The 16,886-nt window shown below is 60.0% G+C and carries 18 protein-coding genes; 11 read left to right on the plus strand and 7 right to left on the minus strand.

The annotated features are described in order from the left end of the window. Positions 1 to 229 precede the first annotated feature (229 nt). Positions 230 to 1,108 (minus strand): LysR family transcriptional regulator, encoded by an 879-nt coding sequence (locus BM438_RS21550; protein WP_093637399.1) that lies wholly within the window; start codon positions 1,106 to 1,108, stop codon positions 230 to 232. Between the two features lie 115 nt (positions 1,109 to 1,223). Between BM438_RS21550 and BM438_RS21555 the strand changes: the two genes are divergently transcribed. Then, the gene (locus tag BM438_RS21555; protein WP_093637403.1) at positions 1,224 to 2,102 is read left to right on the plus strand and encodes an NmrA/HSCARG family protein; all 879 of its coding nucleotides are present in this window, start codon (positions 1,224 to 1,226) and stop codon (positions 2,100 to 2,102) included. A 34-nt stretch (positions 2,103 to 2,136) separates the two neighbouring features. Here BM438_RS21555 and BM438_RS21560 read toward each other — a convergent pair whose 3' ends face one another. After that, positions 2,137 to 2,283 carry a DUF3096 domain-containing protein gene (locus tag BM438_RS21560; RefSeq protein ID WP_093637406.1) on the minus strand — a complete coding sequence of 49 codons (147 nt, stop codon included), beginning with the start codon at positions 2,281 to 2,283 and terminating at the stop codon, positions 2,137 to 2,139. A 39-nt stretch (positions 2,284 to 2,322) separates the two neighbouring features. Continuing rightward, positions 2,323 to 2,769, minus strand: a complete 447-nt coding sequence (locus BM438_RS21565; protein ID WP_054035492.1) for a hypothetical protein — start codon at positions 2,767 to 2,769, stop codon at positions 2,323 to 2,325. Between the two features lie 448 nt (positions 2,770 to 3,217). Here BM438_RS21565 and BM438_RS21570 point away from each other — a divergent pair, with 448 nt between their 5' ends. The 5 genes from BM438_RS21570 (at position 3,218) to BM438_RS21590 (ending at position 8,363) form a co-directional block, all read left to right on the plus strand. After that, entirely contained in the window at positions 3,218 to 4,132 is a 915-nt protein-coding gene (locus BM438_RS21570; RefSeq protein WP_093637409.1) for a LysR family transcriptional regulator, read from the plus strand. Between the two features lie 113 nt (positions 4,133 to 4,245). Next, entirely contained in the window at positions 4,246 to 5,436 is a 1,191-nt protein-coding gene (locus BM438_RS21575) for a CaiB/BaiF CoA transferase family protein (RefSeq protein WP_093637413.1), read from the plus strand. Positions 5,437 to 5,449: 13 nt separating this feature from the next. Further along, positions 5,450 to 6,406, plus strand: a complete 957-nt coding sequence (locus BM438_RS21580) for a hydroxymethylglutaryl-CoA lyase (protein ID WP_093637417.1) — start codon at positions 5,450 to 5,452, stop codon at positions 6,404 to 6,406. Between the two features lie 10 nt (positions 6,407 to 6,416). After that, positions 6,417 to 6,803: a VOC family protein gene (locus BM438_RS21585; protein WP_093637420.1), complete on the plus strand. Its 387-nt coding sequence runs from the start codon at positions 6,417 to 6,419 to the stop codon at positions 6,801 to 6,803. Positions 6,804 to 6,905: 102 nt separating this feature from the next. Then, entirely contained in the window at positions 6,906 to 8,363 is a 1,458-nt protein-coding gene (locus BM438_RS21590) for an MFS transporter (protein ID WP_093637424.1), read from the plus strand. Positions 8,364 to 8,448: 85 nt separating this feature from the next. On the opposite strand, the gene BM438_RS21595 is transcribed toward BM438_RS21590, so the two are convergent. Beyond that, the gene (locus BM438_RS21595) at positions 8,449 to 10,251 is read right to left on the minus strand and encodes an NAD(P)/FAD-dependent oxidoreductase (RefSeq protein WP_093637427.1); all 1,803 of its coding nucleotides are present in this window, start codon (positions 10,249 to 10,251) and stop codon (positions 8,449 to 8,451) included. A gap of 81 nt (positions 10,252 to 10,332) precedes the next feature. Further along, the gene (locus tag BM438_RS21600) at positions 10,333 to 11,475 is read right to left on the minus strand and encodes a sigma-54-dependent Fis family transcriptional regulator (RefSeq protein WP_093637430.1); all 1,143 of its coding nucleotides are present in this window, start codon (positions 11,473 to 11,475) and stop codon (positions 10,333 to 10,335) included. A 234-nt stretch (positions 11,476 to 11,709) separates the two neighbouring features. Here BM438_RS21600 and BM438_RS21605 point away from each other — a divergent pair, with 234 nt between their 5' ends. Then, positions 11,710 to 12,024, plus strand: a complete 315-nt coding sequence (locus BM438_RS21605) for a helicase (RefSeq protein WP_093637433.1) — start codon at positions 11,710 to 11,712, stop codon at positions 12,022 to 12,024. A gap of 42 nt (positions 12,025 to 12,066) precedes the next feature. On the opposite strand, the gene BM438_RS21610 is transcribed toward BM438_RS21605, so the two are convergent. Then, positions 12,067 to 12,840, minus strand: a complete 774-nt coding sequence (locus BM438_RS21610) for an MBL fold metallo-hydrolase (RefSeq protein ID WP_093637437.1) — start codon at positions 12,838 to 12,840, stop codon at positions 12,067 to 12,069. A 171-nt stretch (positions 12,841 to 13,011) separates the two neighbouring features. Here BM438_RS21610 and BM438_RS21615 point away from each other — a divergent pair, with 171 nt between their 5' ends. The 4 genes from BM438_RS21615 to BM438_RS21630 all read left to right on the plus strand — a co-directional run bounded on the left by BM438_RS21615 (position 13,012) and on the right by BM438_RS21630 (position 15,570). After that, positions 13,012 to 14,244 carry an NAD(P)/FAD-dependent oxidoreductase gene (locus tag BM438_RS21615; protein WP_093637785.1) on the plus strand — a complete coding sequence of 411 codons (1,233 nt, stop codon included), beginning with the start codon at positions 13,012 to 13,014 and terminating at the stop codon, positions 14,242 to 14,244. A 124-nt stretch (positions 14,245 to 14,368) separates the two neighbouring features. Further along, on the plus strand, positions 14,369 to 14,944 hold the full coding sequence (locus BM438_RS21620; RefSeq protein WP_093637440.1) for an RNA polymerase sigma factor: 576 nt from the start codon (positions 14,369 to 14,371) through the stop codon (positions 14,942 to 14,944). Positions 14,945 to 14,956: 12 nt separating this feature from the next. Next, entirely contained in the window at positions 14,957 to 15,271 is a 315-nt protein-coding gene (locus tag BM438_RS21625; RefSeq protein ID WP_093637445.1) for a hypothetical protein, read from the plus strand. Beyond that, positions 15,268 to 15,570 (plus strand): 4Fe-4S dicluster domain-containing protein, encoded by a 303-nt coding sequence (locus BM438_RS21630; protein WP_093637448.1) that lies wholly within the window; start codon positions 15,268 to 15,270, stop codon positions 15,568 to 15,570. The genes BM438_RS21625 and BM438_RS21630 overlap by 4 nt, the downstream gene beginning before the upstream one ends. Positions 15,571 to 15,634: 64 nt before the next feature. Here the strand turns inward: BM438_RS21630 and BM438_RS21635 are convergent, their stop codons facing one another. Further along, positions 15,635 to 16,873, minus strand: coding sequence for an MFS transporter (locus BM438_RS21635; protein WP_093637452.1), 1,239 nt, complete (start codon positions 16,871 to 16,873; stop codon positions 15,635 to 15,637). Positions 16,874 to 16,886 lie beyond the last annotated feature (13 nt).

Here is a 16,886-nt window from a genome sequence, read left to right on the forward strand (position 1 = left end):
AACATAAATCACCGTAAATCACCCTAAATCATTGAAAAAAACGTAATAAATTCAGCAAGCATATTTATTGCCGGCCATTCGCAAATTCGCGAGTATCGCTCAAGTTGATGTCATTAAGGATCGCATACGCATAAGACCAGCAAGCATGACTAAAGGCGGAAGAAAGATGTGCGTGGCGCCGGCGTGTTTGGTGAGCTTCTGCGCGCTTGCCCTGTTCAAACAGCAGCCATCAGAACCTGACTGAGTCGGGTTTCAGCATGTCCATAAACGCGCGCACCTTCGCGCTCAGCAAACGGCGCGAACTATAGAGCGCCCAGATTTCCACCGGCGGCCCTGCCTCTGCGCCCCAACAAACCAGCCGCCCCGTCGCCACATCCTGTGCGACCAGCAGGCGAGGCAGGAGCGCCGCACCCACACCTTGCAGCACGGCCTCGCGCACCATCAGCAGCGATGACATCCGCAACATCGGCATCGGCTTGATGACCCTCACGCCGTCTTCCGTGCGCATGTTCCAGAGCAAGTCGGCATGGGCCGCTATCGACACGACCGCCGGCACCTGCAGCTCGTCGGCTTCGCCTGCGGGCATCGACGGTATCGACAAAGTCGGCGCAGCGACCACGAGGCGCTCGTCACCGAGAATGCGCCGCCCGACGAGCTGCTCGTCATGCGGTGGATTGATACGGATCACCAGGTCGTAACCGTCCTCTACCGGATCCGCGACGCGGTCTTCCGCGATGATTTCGAGCTCGACCTGCGGATAGGCCAGCGCAAAGCGCGCAGCGATCTGGCATAACAAGACATGCGCGAACACGACCGGCGCGCTGATGCGCAAGCGCCCGCGCGGCACCGGCGCACGCGACGCGACCGCTTCCCCCGCCTCCTGAATCTCCGTCATGAGCCCCCGCGTGCGCTCGTGGAGTGCGAGACCTTCCTCGGTCAAACGCAGCCTGCGTGCGCCCCGCTCGATCAGCCGCACGCCGAGGTCTTCTTCCAGCTCGGCCACGCGCCGCGACAGCGTGGCCTTGGGACGGTCGAGCGCGCGACTGGCCGGCCCGAAACCGCCATGCAGTGCAACGGCGTTGAAATCCGCCAGTGACGTCAAATCCATGATCGTTCCATATACGAGACGAGATGTCTCGATTCTGGCACTTTCGGTCACCCAATGGAACGACTATTGTTCGTCTCACGGACTCACGCAGTCCATTCAACCCCAGGAGAAAATCATGGCAATCCTCGTAACTGGCAGCACAGGCGTAGTCGGCAAGCAGGTTCTCGACCATCTGAACGGCAGCGGCGTCGAAGTGCGGGCACTGACCCGCTCGCCGGAAAAAGCGCAATTCCCCGCTGGCGTCACCGCGGTCAAGGGCGACCTGTCCGACATCGATGCAGTGCGGCGCGCACTGAGCGGCGTCAGCACGGTGTTCCTGCTGGCCCCCAACGCCGCGGACGAACTGACACAGGCACTGCAGACGCTGAGCATCGCGCGGGAGGCCGGTGTGAAAGGCATTGTTTATCTGTCGGTTTTCAAGGGCGCGGAGTATGTCGACGTGCCTCACTTCACCGGCAAGCACACGGTCGAGCGCATGATCGAACACTGCGATCTGCCCGCGACGGTGCTGCGCCCCGCCTATTTCATCCAGAACGACGTCAGGCAGAAAGACCCGTTACTGACGCACGGTGTCTACGGCATGCCGATTGGCAGCAAAGGTATTTCAATGGTCGATGTCCGCGATATCGGCGAAGCCGCGGCACGCGAACTCCTGCGCCGCGAGCGCGCCGCCAATGCGCTACCGCGCGAAACATACGAACTCGTCGGTCCTGACGCGCTGACTTCGGAGAGCATCGCTGCGATCTGGGCCGAAGCGCTGGGACGTCCGGTTCGCTACGGCGGCGACGATCTCGACACCCTCGAACAGCGTCTCAAGGCGGTCGCACCGGGTTGGCTCGCCTACGATATGCGCCTGATGATGCAGCGGTATCAACAGGACGGCGCGGTCGCTTCGAAAGCGGAAGTCGATCGCCTGGCTACGCTGCTCGGGCGGCAGCCGCGATCCTACCGGGACTTCGCGGTTGCCACGGCCGCTGCGTGGGCGAAGGGTTGATCGAACAGGCTGGGGAAAATAGAAGGATGCGCGTTCAACGAATGTGGCTTCCGAACAGCCCCAGCAGTCCAATCACGATCAGATAGATCGCGACGATGTAGTTCAAGAGGCGCGGCACGACAAGAATCAGAATGCCTGCGATCAATGAAACCAGCGGACCGGCATTGGTGAGCATATGCATGATTGTCTCCTCGCTTCTCGTGCGCACGCAGCACAGCCGTCAATGCCCATTGCAGAAGACGGCTGTGAGAAAAAGTGGAACGACGTCGCGAATGGCCGCATCGCTGCCGGCCCGCCGTACGCTTGCCTCAACCGCTGCGGCAGAGCCGGTCACCACCACGCCGTATGTCGGGGGCGTAACCGGTTGGCCGGTGCCTTGTTTGAAGATGGGATCGTTTTGCTCATACCCGAAGACGGCATAGACATGAAAGCCGAATGCCGTCAGGTTACTGCCGCGCGTGGGACGAAATGCGTTGACCGAATTTGCTTCAATGCGCATTGGCTTGGCATCGATCGACTGCTCGTCCAGAAGCGGAGCGATGAAATCATGCGGGCTCGACTGGCAGTCCAGTTTTGCATCGAGCGCATAAGCATTGCAAACGGCTGCAGAGAATCCCACGCCCAGCGACGGAATGGCGATCAGCATGCGGAGAACGGACAGTTTCATCGTAGTAGCGCGATCGTTCTGCTGGATTGCCCGCAAAGCCCGAGGACATGAGGCAGCAGATCGTTGAGATCCCAGAATCGTACGGCTGACCCGGCAAGTCTGTACGGTGACGCTCAGATCAGTCAAAGCATAAACGCACTGCACACGGTGTCCCGTATGCCTCGACGCCACGTGGCGTTCACTGGAGCAGATAATAAATCACAACGAAAATCCGCATACGGCTGCACAACAACTGTGCAAGTCGAAACACAGGCGGGTAAAGGTAGTCATGCCGCTTAAATCCGCTGCGAAGCGCCTCCCCTATCGCAGCGTTCAGCAACGTCCAGCACTGCCCAGACCGGCAGCGCCCCGCTCCCTGCTATGCTTCACACGAAGTCAGCCCGCCACGCCGGGCCAGGACCCGACGCGCAGGCTATCGACTTCCAGTCGCGCTAAACGCCATACACCCATGACCAGTTCCTCTCACTACGACCTGCAATCGCTGCGCCTTTTCATCGTCGTAGCAGAACTCGGCAGCCTGACGAAAGCGGCTGAGCGTACTTGCATGACGTTGTCAGCGGTCAGCAAACGCATGGCCGACCTGGAGCGCAGCATCGATTGCACGCTCATGCTGCGGCAGCCGCGTGGCATCGAGCTGACGGCCGCCGGCAAGGGCCTGCTCGCGCATGCCCGGCAAGTCGCCGACCGCGTGAACCGCATGGCCAACGAGATGAGCGACTACGCCGCCGGCGTGCGCGGCCACGTGCGAGTCTGGGCCAACACTTCATCGATCATCCAGTTCCTGCCTCACGACGTGCAGGCTTTTCTCTCCGACAACCCCAGCGTAAAGATATCGCTCGAAGAGCGCCTGAGCGACGAAGTCGTCGCGGCTATCCGCAGCGGCACCGCCGACATCGGCATCTTTGCGGACAACGTGCTGGCACCTGGTATCGAGAAGGCGGTCTATCGTCAGGACAAGCTCGTGCTGCTGGTGCCGCAAGACCATCCCCTCGCGTCCCTCGAAGAAGTCGCCTTCGCCGATACGCTCGACTTCGAGTACGTCGGCCTGAACGAAGGCAGTTCACTGCTCGCGCGGCTGCTCGATGCCGCATTCAGCGCGGACCGGGCCCTCAAGCTACGCATCCAGGTGCACAGCTTCGACGGCATCTGCCGGATGATCGAGCACGGGCTCGGCATCGGCATATTGCCCGAGGGCGCCGTGCGCACCGAAATTCTCGCGACGGGCCTGCGTGCCGTGAACCTCACCGACGCGTGGGCGCAGCGCACCTTGTGGATCGGTACACTCTCGCGCGAAACACTGTCGCCCGAAGCGCTGCGCCTTCTCGACTTCATGTCCGGCCGCACAGACAGCACCGACAGTTAAGCTCGCCGACCCTTTCCAGAACGGAAAGGGTCGTTGAGAATCCATTGATTTTCAGCACGCGCGGGTTGTCGCAAAGTAAGCGTCAAGAGAACGACGTTTGCAAGGAGACAACCATGACGAAGCCGCTGGAAGGCGTTCGCGTGCTTGAAATGGGCCAGCTCATCGCCGGCCCCTTCGCTGGAAAAATGCTCGCCGAGTTCGGTGCGCATGTCATCAAGATCGAACCACCCGGCACAGGCGACCCGCTGCGCAAATGGCGTCTGCTGCATGAAGGCACGTCCGTCTGGTGGGCGGCGCAATCGCGCAACAAGGAATCCGTCACGCTCGATCTTCGCTCGCCCGAAGGCCAGGACGTGGTTCGCCAGCTAGTCGCGCAAAGCGATGTGCTGATCGAAAACTTTCGTCCTGGCACGCTCGAGAAATGGGGCCTCGGCTGGGAAGAATTGCATGCCTTAAATCCAGGCCTCGTGATGCTGCGCGTGTCCGGCTATGGGCAGACCGGCCCCTACCGCGACCGCCCTGGCTTCGGTGTCATCGGCGAAGCGATGGGCGGTTTGCGGCATCTGAGCGGCGAAACCGACCGCACCCCCGTGCGCGTGGGCATCTCCATCGGCGATTCCCTCTCGGCTTTGCACGGCGTGATCGGCATCCTGCTCGCGCTGCGCCATCGCGATCAGAACGGCGGTGCGGGCCAGATGATCGACGTCGCGCTCTACGAGTCGGTCTTCAACATGATGGAAAGCCTGCTGCCCGAGTACTCGGCGTTCGGCGCCGTGCGTCAACCGGCGGGCAGCAGCTTGCCCGGGATCGCGCCATCGAATGCGTATCGCTGCAGCGACGGCAAATATGCGCTGATCGCGGGCAATGGCGACAGCATCTTCCGGCGTCTGATGGAACTGATCGGCCGTCAGGATCTGGCCGACGACCCCGCACTCGCTCAAAACGATGGCCGCGTAAAGAACGTCGAGCGGCTGGACGCCGCGATCGCCGAATGGACCCTTCGCCACACGCTCGACGACGTGCTCGCCGCGCTCAATGAAGCCCGCATTCCCGCCGGAAAGATCTACGACGTCGCCGACATCGCGAACGACCCGCATTACCACGCACGCGACATGATTCTCGACACCCAGCTCCCCGACGGCACGCCCGTGCAACTGCCCGGCATCGTCCCGAAGCTGAGCGCGACGCCGGGTACGGTGAATACCCAGGCGCCCACGCTCGGCCAGCACACCGACGAAGTGCTGGAAAACCTCGGCATCGACACGACGACCCGCGACGCCTGGCGCGCACGCGGCATCATCTGAACAGGAGCACGGCATGAGCAGCAAGCGTCTGTATATCCAGGAAGTCGCCACCCGCGACGGCTTCCAGAACGAGGCGAGGTTCGTCGACACCGACGCCAAGATCGAACTGATCGATCGTCTGAGCGCGTGTGGTTACGCCAAGATCGAAGTGACTTCGTTCACGTCGCCGAAAGCGATTCCCGCCTTGCGTGACGCCGAAGCAGTGATGCAACGGATCGTGCGGCGTGAAGGCGTCGTCTATACCGTGCTCGTTCCGAATCTGCGCGGCGCAGAGCGCGCGCTGTCGTGCGGCGTCGATGAAGTCAATCTCGTGATGTCGGTCAGCGAGAGTCACAACCGCGCGAACTTGCGCATGAGCCGCGAGCAGTCGTTCGCACAATTGCGCGACGTGATCGGCGTGGTCAGGCAAACGAAGGTGGCGATCAACGTATCGCTGTCCACAGCGATGGGCTGCCCCATGGAAGGCGATATCGACCAGGCTGAAGTGCTGGACTGGATGCAGCGCTTTGCCGACCTCGGCGTGCATGGCGTGACGTTGTGCGATACCACCGGTATGGCTTACCCGTCACAAGTTGGCGCGCTGTGCGCCGCCGCGCGCGAGCGCTTCGCCGCGCTCGAACTCACGCTGCATTTTCATAACACGCGTGGCATGGCGCTCGCCAATACGCTCGCTGCGCTGGATGCCGGCATCGACCGCTTCGACGCGTCGCTCGGCGGACTCGGCGGATGTCCCTACGCGCCAGGTGCAACAGGCAACGTCTGCACTGAGGAACTCGTGCACATGCTCGAGCTCGACGGCTACGACACCGGCGTGGATCTCGCCACCGTGCTGTCTGCCTCCGCTCAGCTTCCTGGACTGATCGGCCACGACGTGCCAAGCCAGTTGCTCAAGGCCGGACGGCGTCTGGATCTGCACTCGATGCCTTGCAGCGCCGCTGACGGTCTGCCGGAACAACACGCATTTTCATAAGGAGCAGGACGTGGCACTCATCGACCACCTCGATCACCTCGTACTCACCTGCGTCGATTTCGCTGCAACGAAACAGTTTTACACCGAGGTCATGCAGATGCAACTTGAGACGTTTGGCGAAGGACGTATTGCATTTCGCTTCGGTAATCAGAAGATCAACGTCCATGTGCGTGGCGCTGAGTTTGAGCCGAAGGCCCATGTTCCCGTACCAGGCGCGCTCGACCTGTGCTTCATCGCCACGGTACCGCTCGACGAAGTAATTGCGCATCTGGCCCGTTGCGAATGGCCAATTGTCGAAGGCCCGGTTGCGCGCACCGGTGCCACGCAGAAGATTCGTTCGGTGTATGTGCGGGACCCCGATCTGAATCTGATCGAGATATCCGAACTGATGGCTTGATGGAATGACACCCTGCTATCCAAGATCCGGCGATTTATACGCGCCGATCAACGTGGTGAACGGCGCATAAGCCGACCCGAAAGCAAAGAAACGGAGACAAACATGAACACCAGAAATCTGCACGTGAGCGGCAGTGCGACCGTCAATTCGCGCATTGCCTCACCCGAACCGAGCGCGGCCGACGATACACACGCCCTTCATGCCAAGGCCACGACGCTGGGCGGCTGGATGGATAACATGCCTGCGGGTTCGCTGCATCGATTTGTGGTGTGGGTGATCGGCATAGGCTTGTTCTTCGACATGTTCGAGATTTTCCTTGTCAGCTCGATCGGCACGGCGTTGCAGGGAGAATACGGTATCGACAGACACAGCATGGCCTTCAAGCTGCTGCTGGCCTCGGCATTTATCGGCATGTTCTTTGGCTCGCTTTTTCTGGGTAGCATGGCCGACCGAATTGGGCGGCGCAGGGCCTTCCTGTTCAACCTTATCTGGTACAGCGCCTTTTCGCTGATCGGCGCATTCTCGGTCAACGCCGAGATGCTGGTGATCTGCCGCTTCCTCACCGGCATTGGCGTAGGTGCGATCTATCCCGTTGCCGACAGCTTTCTGTCCGAGATTCTGCCCAAGGAACGTCGCGGGCGAATGGCTGCATGGGCGTACACCACCTCGTATGTCGCCGTGCCACTAGTTGGATTCCTGGCGCTTTGGCTCAACCCTCTGCACTTCGGCGCCGTGGCAGGCTGGCGCGTTATTCTGGTGATCGGCAGCCTGGGCGCGGTACTGGTTCTGCTCGTGCAACATAAGCTGCCCGAAAGTCCGCGCTGGCTACTGGCTCAGGGCCGCGTCGAAGAGGCTCATGCGATGCTTCGGCGCTTTGCCGCCAGTGCAGGAGTGACGGTATCGGTCATCTCACCTGAAGCCAACGTCAAGCGGAATCCCATGACGTTGGGCGAGCGTATTGCACTGCTGCGTCGCCCTCCCTATGACAAGCGCTACCTGATGTTGACCATCTTCCATCTGCTTCAGGGATTTGGTTACTATGGTTTCGGCACGCTCGCCAGCACCGTGGTGAAAAGCCGTGGCTTTGACGTGACGGACGGCACGCTTTTTATCGCTCTGTCGTTTCTCGGCTACCCGGTTGGATCGCTGCTTTCTATTCCGCTGCTCAACTGGATTGAACGCCGCACACTGGTGATCGGCGCCATATTGTCCATTGCGGTTTTTGGCCTGGGTTTTGCCTATTCCAACAGCTCGGCGCTGATCGTTCTCTTTGGTGTGTTGACAACATGCGCTTCGAACGTATTCAGCAACGCGTATCACGTCTACCAGTCTGAGATCTTTCCGGCGAGCGTGCGCTCAACTGCCATCGGCAGTACTTACTCGCTGTCCCGCATTGTTAGTGGCATGCTGCCTTTCGTATTGCTCCCCGTGTTGAACCAGCAAGGAGCAGGCGCTATGTTCGGCATCATCGCCGCTGCGCTGATCGTCGTGGCGATCACGGTGCGAGTCTTTGGACCTCGCACTACGCGCCGCAGCCAGGATGAAATCAATCCGGGTTGAGCCGCTCATCGACGCGCGTCGCGACCCTAGCCCGTGTTCCTGGCATTGGAACGAAGGAGCGACGCGCATCGACCACACACCGACGTCAGGAAAGGTGATGCACTTCCTGCAGGCCATAAACCGGCGTCGCAATTCCCTCCATGCGTGCCTTCAATTGCAGAGATAAATACTGCGAGTAGTGGCGCGACTGATGCAGGTTACCGCCATGGAACCACAAGGCCGGTTGCTGCGTGGGCTTCCACATGTTGCGTTGCTCGCCTTCCCACGGACCCGGATCTTTCGTCGTATTCGAACCCAGCCCCCACACCTTGCCCACTTTATCCGCCACTTCACGCGAGATAAGATCGGCGGCCCAGCCGTTCATCGATCCGTAACCGGTTGCATAGACGACGAGGTCCGCCTCCAACTCGGTGCCATCGCTGAGCAGGACAGAGTGCTCTTTCAGTTCGGCCACATCGACACCGCTCTTCAGCTTGATCTTGCCATCCGCTACGAGGTCGGCGGCGCCCACATCAATGTAGTAACCCGACCCGCGCCGGAGATACTTCATGAAGAGCCCCGAGTCGTCATCCCCGAAGTCGAGCATGAAACCGCGCTTTTCCAGACGCTGGTAGAACTCCGCGTCGCGCTCTCTGATCGCATCGCATACGGGCTTTTGAAACGTGTGCAGGATTTTGTACGGAATCGATGCAAACGTCAGATCAGCCTTCGACGTCGTCATTCCAGAGGCTACCGCGCGCTCGGAATAGAGATCTCCAAGAGCAAGTTCCATCAGAGAATCTGACTTCACGATATGCGTGGAAGACCGTTGAACCATCGTGACGTCGACGCCCGCTTCCCACAACGCCGCGCAAATATCATGCGCCGAATTGTTCGCACCGATCACGACCACTTTCTTGCCCTTGTACGCATCGGGTCCCGGATGTTTCGACGAATGATGCTGCTCGCCCTTGAACACATCCATGCCTTTGAATGATGGGATATTCGGCTTACCCGACATGCCCGTGGCAAGCACAAGCTGCTTTGGCCGCAGCGTCAGCGTTTCGCCGTCGTGCTCGACCTCGACCACCCATTCCGCCTTCGCTTCGTCATAGCGCGCGGACTTGCAAGTAGTCGATCCCCAATAGTTCAACTCCATGACCTTGGTGTACATCTCGAGCCAGTCGCCGATCTTGTCCTTGGGCGTGAAAACCGGCCAGTTATCCGGGAACGGCAAGTAAGGCATATGGTCGTACCACACCGGATCATGCAGACAAAGTGACTTGTAGCGGTTGCGCCACTGGTCGCCAGGACGCGGATTCTTATCGATGATGATCGTCGGCACACCCAGTTGCCGCAAACGCGCGCCCAGTCCAATCCCACCCTGCCCTCCACCTACAATCAAGCAGTAGGGTTGCTCCGCGCGGCCCAGCGCCTGCGCTTCGGCTTCCCGACGTTCCTTCCAGCTCGTTCGGTCCATACGTGCGCCATGTTCCGCGCCCATCGGGCGACGGTTGCCTTTGGGTTCCTCATGGCCTTTCAGCTCACCCATGGTGGTCAGCAAAGTCCAGATCAGGCCATCCTTCACGCGGATAAAACCGCTGCCACGGGCAACCTCGGTTTCGAAGGTGATCCACGCCTGCGCCAAACCGTCGGCTTCGGTCGGTACTTCATTTTCGGCGATCCGCAGTCTGGTCGGCTTGATGGCGCCGAGTTGTGCGTCGAGCATGGCGCCGATCTGGTCCCGGCCCTCCATGGTTTTGATATTCCAGGTGAACGCAACCAGATCGCGCCAATAACACTCAGGCTGAAACAACGCGACGGCCGCCGCGGTATCACCGCGTTTAAGCGCCGATTCCAAAGATTCCAGAACATTTCCAATAATCTTGCTTGCATTATTTTCAGGCATGGTTGCTCCTCCATTCGATACGGATTGGTAAAACGTCGAAGTAACACGCGGGTTCTTTGCCCGCTGGATAAGCGTGGACCGCTAGCGCCGGTGAGGCGGGACTATGCCGAACTTCGCGATCCGTCTGTAAAGCGTCGCGCGAGATATGCCCAAGGTTCTGGCCGTCTCGTCCGGATGCCATTTCGCATCCGTCAGAGCGGCGACGATGCGGTCACGCTCCAAGGCGTCGATATCGGTGAGTGTGGGTTGCGCCTGAGGCGCGGGATTCCGGGGCTTCGCGGCAGCTTGCCGTTGCGCACGAATGACGGGCGGACGAACGCGGGCATAAAGCGGAGAGCCGTTGCCCGCGAGTTTGATCGAAACCATGTCGCGGCCTGGCCTGACATCCAGAAGACGCTCGGCGCGGACATCGAATAGCTCGGAGACCGGTCGCGGCAGCCGATCGAGGCCAGGCACGCACTCTTTTGCCCGGCGATTTGCCGCGACTGCGTTGCCGTGCGCATCGAACGCGATCAGAATCTCCGGCTGGGCCTCCACGTAGTGACGATTGCGGTGCGCCAGCAAAACCCAGTAATGCGTGGTCGCGTTGAGAAAGAAGCTGTCCTCGATCAACATCGCACTATGACGCACGATGTGGTTGACCAGACGCTGGCTTTCGCGCTCGTCAGGCGAGCGAATCGCCGATGCGTCCAGCACGCCGATCAGTTCGCCTTCCAGCCCGAAGATGGGCGAGGCGCTGCAGGTCAACGTGGTGAAGGCGGCGCGAAAATGATCGGTCTTATGAACCGTGATCGGTTGCGAATCGAGCAGCACGGTCGCGACGCCGCAGGTTCCCTCTTCCTCCTCGGACCAGCAGGAGCCTAAATACAATCCCGCTCGTTTGAAGTCGTGGCGCCGATCCCGGTCAACGCGATAATCGATCGTCACGCCCTGCGCATCGGTGAGCATCACGCAGTAATCCGCTTCGCGAACCGTCTCATGCAGACGCGAAAGACATTCTCCCGACGCCCGCAAAACCGATTCTTCCCGGTGCTGTACGTCACGCAGTTCCGGCGCGCTCAGAATCCGCGGCCCCTTTGTCAGACCAGGATCGAGATGATATTGCTCGAGCGAGCGCCAATACGATGAAGTCAGCCGCGTAGCATCACCGCCGCGATCAGGCGTTCGGCCTTCGATCAACCTGCGGATCCGATCGATGTGTCTCACTTGCGGAACATAGGGCATGAATGTCTCCGGTCGGCTCGGCGCGCATCGTCATTTAGTGGCACGCTTAGGATGACTTTTAGCATGCGGGTTCCAGAACAGCACATTGCAGTGCACCATCATTCCGGATGAGACTTTTGTCTCAGTCTTTTTTATTGTTGTGGGGCCTGAGCGCAACTCGATTTCCTGAGCGAGGAAAACGCGGATGCGTTACGCCCACTGCTAGAATACTTGCCTTTTTCCTTGGAGACGCACATGTCCTGGTTCATCTATGAAGTGCCCGAGTACAACGAAGACGGGGCGCGCATCGAACCGTTCAGCGACCTGCGTAGCCGCGTGCTGAAAGTAAGTGGTCAGGCAATGGTCGACGAACTGGAAAGCGTCCGCGAGAACGCCGCGACGACGGCGAACACGCCCGCCCACCCGCTGCGCACGGCGGAAAATCCTCAGGTATTCCCGATCCCGTATGCCGACTCCATGATTCTGGTCGGATTCATCTTCGAGCTGAAACGGGAGTCGCGGCATCTGGTGGTGTCGCCCGTGGAGATGCCCTGGCTGAAAGACGCGTAAGACGGGTTATTGGGGTTAGAAACGGGTTAAAAACAGACGCGGTCAGGTGCGTTTAGCCAGATACGCGTCGACCAGCTCGAGCAGTCGTTCCCGCCCGAAGCTCCCGTCGTGCCCGGCGTGAACCACTTGCACGGGCAATTCGCGCAGCCGCTTCATGGTGCGCACATAGGTCGGAATATCCGCGCCTCCAATCTCATCCAGCAGCGGGCCGTCGTAAATCGCATCGCCCGAAAACAGCGTGCCGGATGCCGCTTCCCATAGGCCAATGCTGCCCGGTGAGTGGCCGGGCAGATGCAGCACCTCAAAATGCCGGTTGCCGAGATCGACGATGTTCCCTTCCTTGACGATCTCCGTGACCGTTGCGGCCCGCACGTGATAGTCGGACATCGAGTAATCGGCGCTAGGTAGCGCCGTGATCAGATCGCCGTCGAACGGATAGCCGACTTCACGATACCGGCGAATGGCCGCCTCGCCCAATACCGATGCCAGCAGGGTGCCTCGCTCACGTGGCGCACGCAGGTTATCCGCCTCCAGTTCGTGGACCAGCGTGTGTTCGAACTCATGATGTCCGCCGATATGGTCCGAGTGCGTATGCGTCGCAACGGCGGTGACGTTCTTCTGCAGCAGGTGCTTCGCGGCATCCTGAAGACTGGCGATGCCCATCCCTGTGTCGATCATCAGATCCCGGTCACGGCCACGCACATGCCAGATATTGCAACGCATCAGCGGGACAACATGAGGCTCCCAAAGCAGCGTGATGTCGTCGCTGATGCGTTTGAGTTCGAACCATCGGTCGGCAATTGGTAAGGTAGTCATGCGCGCGCTCCACGAGTGAGAGTCGTTACTCTGACATACTCTGCGTCAATGGGCGACATGAGCGCCTCCGTCCCACGTCGCTTACCCTTTCTTTTCAATGCGTCCGGCCATGTCGAATTTGCAGTACTGGCGCGCCTGGCGTATCCGGCAACAAGTGAATTCATGACCACAATGAAATTCGATACCGTCGTGCTCGGCGCGGGCATTATCGGCGTGAGCGTTGCCGTGCATCTCCAGAAACGCGGCCGCAGCGTCGCCCTGGTGGACCGCAAGCAACCCGGCAACGAAACGTCGTTCGGTAACGCCGGGTTGATCCAGCGCGAAGGCGTGTATCCCCATGCCTTTCCACGCGACTTCGGCACCTTGCTTCGGTACGCGCGCAACCAGTCGCCGGACGTTCGCTACCATGCCGACGCCATACTCAAGGCCGCACCGTTTCTTTGGCAATACTGGCGCAATTCTCATCCAGCCAAACACGCGGCCATCGCGAAGTCGTACGCGACGCTGATCGAGCATTGCCTGGACGAGCATCGCGCGCTGGCCGCCGCGGCCGGTGCGAACGCGTTATTTCGCCCCACCGGGTGGATCAAGGTGTTTCGCACCGAAAAAGCACGGGACGCGGAAACCCGGCTCGCCGAACGGTGGCTTCAGGAATATGGTGTCGAGTCCGAATCGCTGGATGCGGGCCGCCTGCAACAGAAGGAGCCTGATCTCGACAAAGCGCTGCTAGGCGGCTTGCGCTATCTGGCATCCAATTCCGTGAGCGACCCTAACGCGCTCGTCACCGCCTACGCGAAATATTTCGAAGCGCTCGGCGGACGGTTTTTCATCGGCGATGCGGACTCGTTTCGTGAGGGTTGGGCGGTCGATACGCAAGCGGGAACGATCACGGCTTCATCAGCGGTCGTCGCATTAGGGCCGTGGTCGGATCGCGTAACTTCGCGACTCGGTTATCGCTTGCCGCTCGCCGTGAAACGCGGCTACCACATGCACTACGCGCCCGAGACAGGGGCTCGCCTGAATCATCCGATTCTGGACGTCGAGAAGGGCTACGTGCTGGCTCCCATGGCAAAAGGCATCCGCTTGACCACGGGAGCGGAAATCGCCCACTGCGATGCGCCCAAAACACCCACGCAGCTCGCCGCGGTCGAGCCGATTGCGCGCACGCTGTTTCCATTGGGCAAGCGTCTCGACGCTGAGCCCTGGATGGGACGGCGCCCCTGTACGCCCGACATGATGCCGATCATCGGCCCCGCGCCACATCACAAAGACTTGTGGTTCGCGTTTGGCCACGCGCACCACGGGCTGACACTCGGCCCGGTGACGGGCCGGCTGATCGCCGAGATGATGACCCACGAGGAAACGCTCGTGGACCCCCAGCCGTTCCGGGTGGAGCGGTTCTAGCGCCTGACCGCGCAGCGAGCGGCCGATATCACCGTCTTCGGACCGAACACGCCCGCCACCGGCGTAGCAACGCCTTTTTTTCCTGCGCCCACAATATTCCTGATCCTGAACCGTCTACAGACGTATGGAACCGCCGCGCACCCCGAAATCGATGATCGAACGAGACACGGACATCACTGCAACTGTGTTGCGTGAGCGTACGAAGCTCGGGAATTTCATCCGGCGTCGCGTGCACGATCAGGGCGACGCTGAAGACATCTTGCAGGATGTCTTCCACGAGTTCGTGCAAGCCTACCGTCTCCCTGCGCCGATCGAACAGGTTAGCGCGTGGCTGTTCCGCGTGGCGCGAAACCGCATCATCGACCGCTTTCGCAAGCGCCGCGAGCAGCCGCTGGCCGAAATAGCCGACGACTCCGATGACGTCGAGTATCGACTGGATCTCGCCCTCCCGGCAACGGACGCAGGCCCTGAAGCCCTCTATGCAAGGTCGGTGCTGCTGGAAGCCCTGCAGGAGGCGCTCAACGAATTGCCGGCGGATCAGCGCGACGTGTTTGTCGCTCATGAGCTGGAAGGGCGCAGCTTCAAGGAGCTCGCAGCCGAGAGCGGTGTCGGCGTGAACACGTTATTGGCACGCAAGCGTTACGCGGTTCTGCATCTGCGCGTTCGCTTGCAAGCCGTGTATGACGAACTGGATATCTAAAGGAGCAGATAGATGAGATTCAAACTGAGATGCTTCGGCATGGCACTGCTGGTTCTGGTGGGCATTGTCGTGCTGGGATGGATGGTGATGACGCTATGGAATTGGGTTATCCCGGCGCTATTCATCGGTGGCCGCGCGATCGATTTTCCGCACGCATTGGGCCTGTTGATTCTGAGCCGGATTCTGTTTGGCGGATTCCGAGGGCGCGGCGGTTGCCACGGACGCCGGCATTGGCGCCGGTGGGAACGGATGACGCCCGAGGAGCGCGAAAATTTCCAGAAGAACATGTCGTCCGGTGACGGCAAGCGTCCGGAGGATCTCGCATGAGCACCGCTTCGACATCCGCATGCAAACAGGCCCCGGGCGTGATTGCTCCCGTGGTCAATCTGAAACGGTGCGAAGGCAAAGGCGATTGTGCGGTAGTCTGTCCCGAGAACGTTTTCGACATCCGCCGGATCGATACGGCCGACTACCAGCAATTGGGCGCGCTGAACAAATTCAAGCTGCGCGTGCACGGAATGAAAGTCGCATACACGCCGAACGCCGATGCGTGTCGGGCATGCGGCTTGTGCGTGACTGCATGCCCCGAGCGTGCCATTACGTTAGCCAGGATCGGGGCGCAATAAAGTAGCGTATTGCTTCGCATCGATCAGACAGACGCACAACGTTTTCGCCCACGTTGCCCATGGACTAGCGTTGTGTGTCGTACAGCCGGTCTGGAACAAAAAACGCGGTAACGCCGCTTAGAAAGAAAACCCCACCGACCACCAGAAATCCGATACCGATAGAGAACTGGGTGGCAATGTAGCCAATAATAATGGGCGCGGCGCCCGAGCAGAAACGACCGATGTTATAGGAGCCGCCCACGGCTGTCCCACGGATGGCGGTAGCGAAACTCTCGGACATGAAGGTGCCGATCGTCCCCAGCGGCACACCATACAAAAATCCGAAGGCAAGCATCAGGTACACGATGTTGTCGCGCGTATGCCAGAAAATGATCGCAGGCAAAAAGAGCGCGGCGCCCACACAGCCAAGCACATAAACACCACGCCGACTCCAGCGGTCACCCAGCCATCCCGCAAAGATCTTGCCAATGAAGGCGACCACGTACGTGCCAATCATGTACCCGGCCATTGCACCGAATTTGATGTCCAGTTCCTTTTCCAGGTAAGTCGGCAACCAGTTGTTCAAACCGTAAAAGCCGGACAGCGCGAATAACGAGGCCAAGGTCCACAGAATGAATAAGGTTCGCGACTGCCGGTTACTGAAAATCTGATAGTAGCGGTTGGTGCGATGCCCACGTTCGCCCTTGCGGCTGGCTGCGCGGCTTGCCTGCCATGCTGCCGGTTCGGGCACGGCAAATTTTATCGCCAGCGCCAGCAACACAGGAATTGCCGACACGTAGTAGAGCGTGCGCCAGCCGTAGTGCGGCAAAATCCAATTGCTGAGCGAAATGACAACGATATAGCCCGCGGAAATGCCGGTTTGCAATACGCCCAGAATCAGTGAACGCCGCTCCGTGGGTACGTATTCGGCAACCAGTGTGGTGACCAGCACCATGCAACCGATGCCCATCGAACTGATAAACCGCACGACCGCAAATTCCAGAAAACTGTGAGTGAGACCCAGCAGCCCTGCTCCGAGCGAAAACAGCGCCAATGCCCAGACCACGACCCGCACCCGCCCCAGGCGATCGCTGGCCCAGCCGCCGAGAATGCCGCCAATGGCCATGCCAACCAGAGTCAAGCTGCCCAACGCTCCCGCTTCGACATTGCTCAAACCGAATTCGTCCTTGATTCGCGTAAGCGTCAGGCCGTACATCATCACGTCCGCACCATCGGCCAGTAATGCAAGGTAGCCGAGGACGAAGACAAGCACCCAGGTGTTTTGGGACTCAGCGGATCGGGTCAAGGTTGTTCTTGTATTCATTTGATCGTAGTGA

Source organism: Paraburkholderia aspalathi (assembly GCF_900116445.1).
In the GTDB taxonomy this organism is placed as follows: domain Bacteria; phylum Pseudomonadota; class Gammaproteobacteria; order Burkholderiales; family Burkholderiaceae; genus Paraburkholderia; species Paraburkholderia aspalathi.

Excerpts from the sequence above, each read along its gene's own strand:
- BM438_RS21550 (WP_093637399.1), bottom strand. The coding sequence starts at position 1,108 with ATGGATTTGACGTCACTGGCGGATTTCAACGCCGTTGCACTGCATGGC.
- BM438_RS21555 (WP_093637403.1), top strand. The coding sequence starts at position 1,224 with ATGGCAATCCTCGTAACTGGCAGCACAGGCGTAGTCGGCAAGCAGGTT.
- BM438_RS21560 (WP_093637406.1), bottom strand. The coding sequence starts at position 2,283 with ATGCATATGCTCACCAATGCCGGTCCGCTGGTTTCATTGATCGCAGGC.
- BM438_RS21565 (WP_054035492.1), bottom strand. The coding sequence starts at position 2,769 with ATGAAACTGTCCGTTCTCCGCATGCTGATCGCCATTCCGTCGCTGGGC.
- BM438_RS21570 (WP_093637409.1), top strand. The coding sequence starts at position 3,218 with ATGACCAGTTCCTCTCACTACGACCTGCAATCGCTGCGCCTTTTCATC.
- BM438_RS21575 (WP_093637413.1), top strand. The coding sequence starts at position 4,246 with ATGACGAAGCCGCTGGAAGGCGTTCGCGTGCTTGAAATGGGCCAGCTC.
- BM438_RS21580 (WP_093637417.1), top strand. The coding sequence starts at position 5,450 with ATGAGCAGCAAGCGTCTGTATATCCAGGAAGTCGCCACCCGCGACGGC.
- BM438_RS21590 (WP_093637424.1), top strand. The coding sequence starts at position 6,906 with ATGAACACCAGAAATCTGCACGTGAGCGGCAGTGCGACCGTCAATTCG.
- BM438_RS21595 (WP_093637427.1), bottom strand. The coding sequence starts at position 10,251 with ATGCCTGAAAATAATGCAAGCAAGATTATTGGAAATGTTCTGGAATCT.
- BM438_RS21600 (WP_093637430.1), bottom strand. The coding sequence starts at position 11,475 with ATGCCCTATGTTCCGCAAGTGAGACACATCGATCGGATCCGCAGGTTG.
- BM438_RS21605 (WP_093637433.1), top strand. The coding sequence starts at position 11,710 with ATGTCCTGGTTCATCTATGAAGTGCCCGAGTACAACGAAGACGGGGCG.
- BM438_RS21610 (WP_093637437.1), bottom strand. The coding sequence starts at position 12,840 with ATGACTACCTTACCAATTGCCGACCGATGGTTCGAACTCAAACGCATC.
- BM438_RS21615 (WP_093637785.1), top strand. The coding sequence starts at position 13,012 with ATGAAATTCGATACCGTCGTGCTCGGCGCGGGCATTATCGGCGTGAGC.
- BM438_RS21620 (WP_093637440.1), top strand. The coding sequence starts at position 14,369 with ATGGAACCGCCGCGCACCCCGAAATCGATGATCGAACGAGACACGGAC.
- BM438_RS21625 (WP_093637445.1), top strand. The coding sequence starts at position 14,957 with ATGAGATTCAAACTGAGATGCTTCGGCATGGCACTGCTGGTTCTGGTG.
- BM438_RS21630 (WP_093637448.1), top strand. The coding sequence starts at position 15,268 with ATGAGCACCGCTTCGACATCCGCATGCAAACAGGCCCCGGGCGTGATT.
- BM438_RS21635 (WP_093637452.1), bottom strand. The coding sequence starts at position 16,873 with ATGAATACAAGAACAACCTTGACCCGATCCGCTGAGTCCCAAAACACC.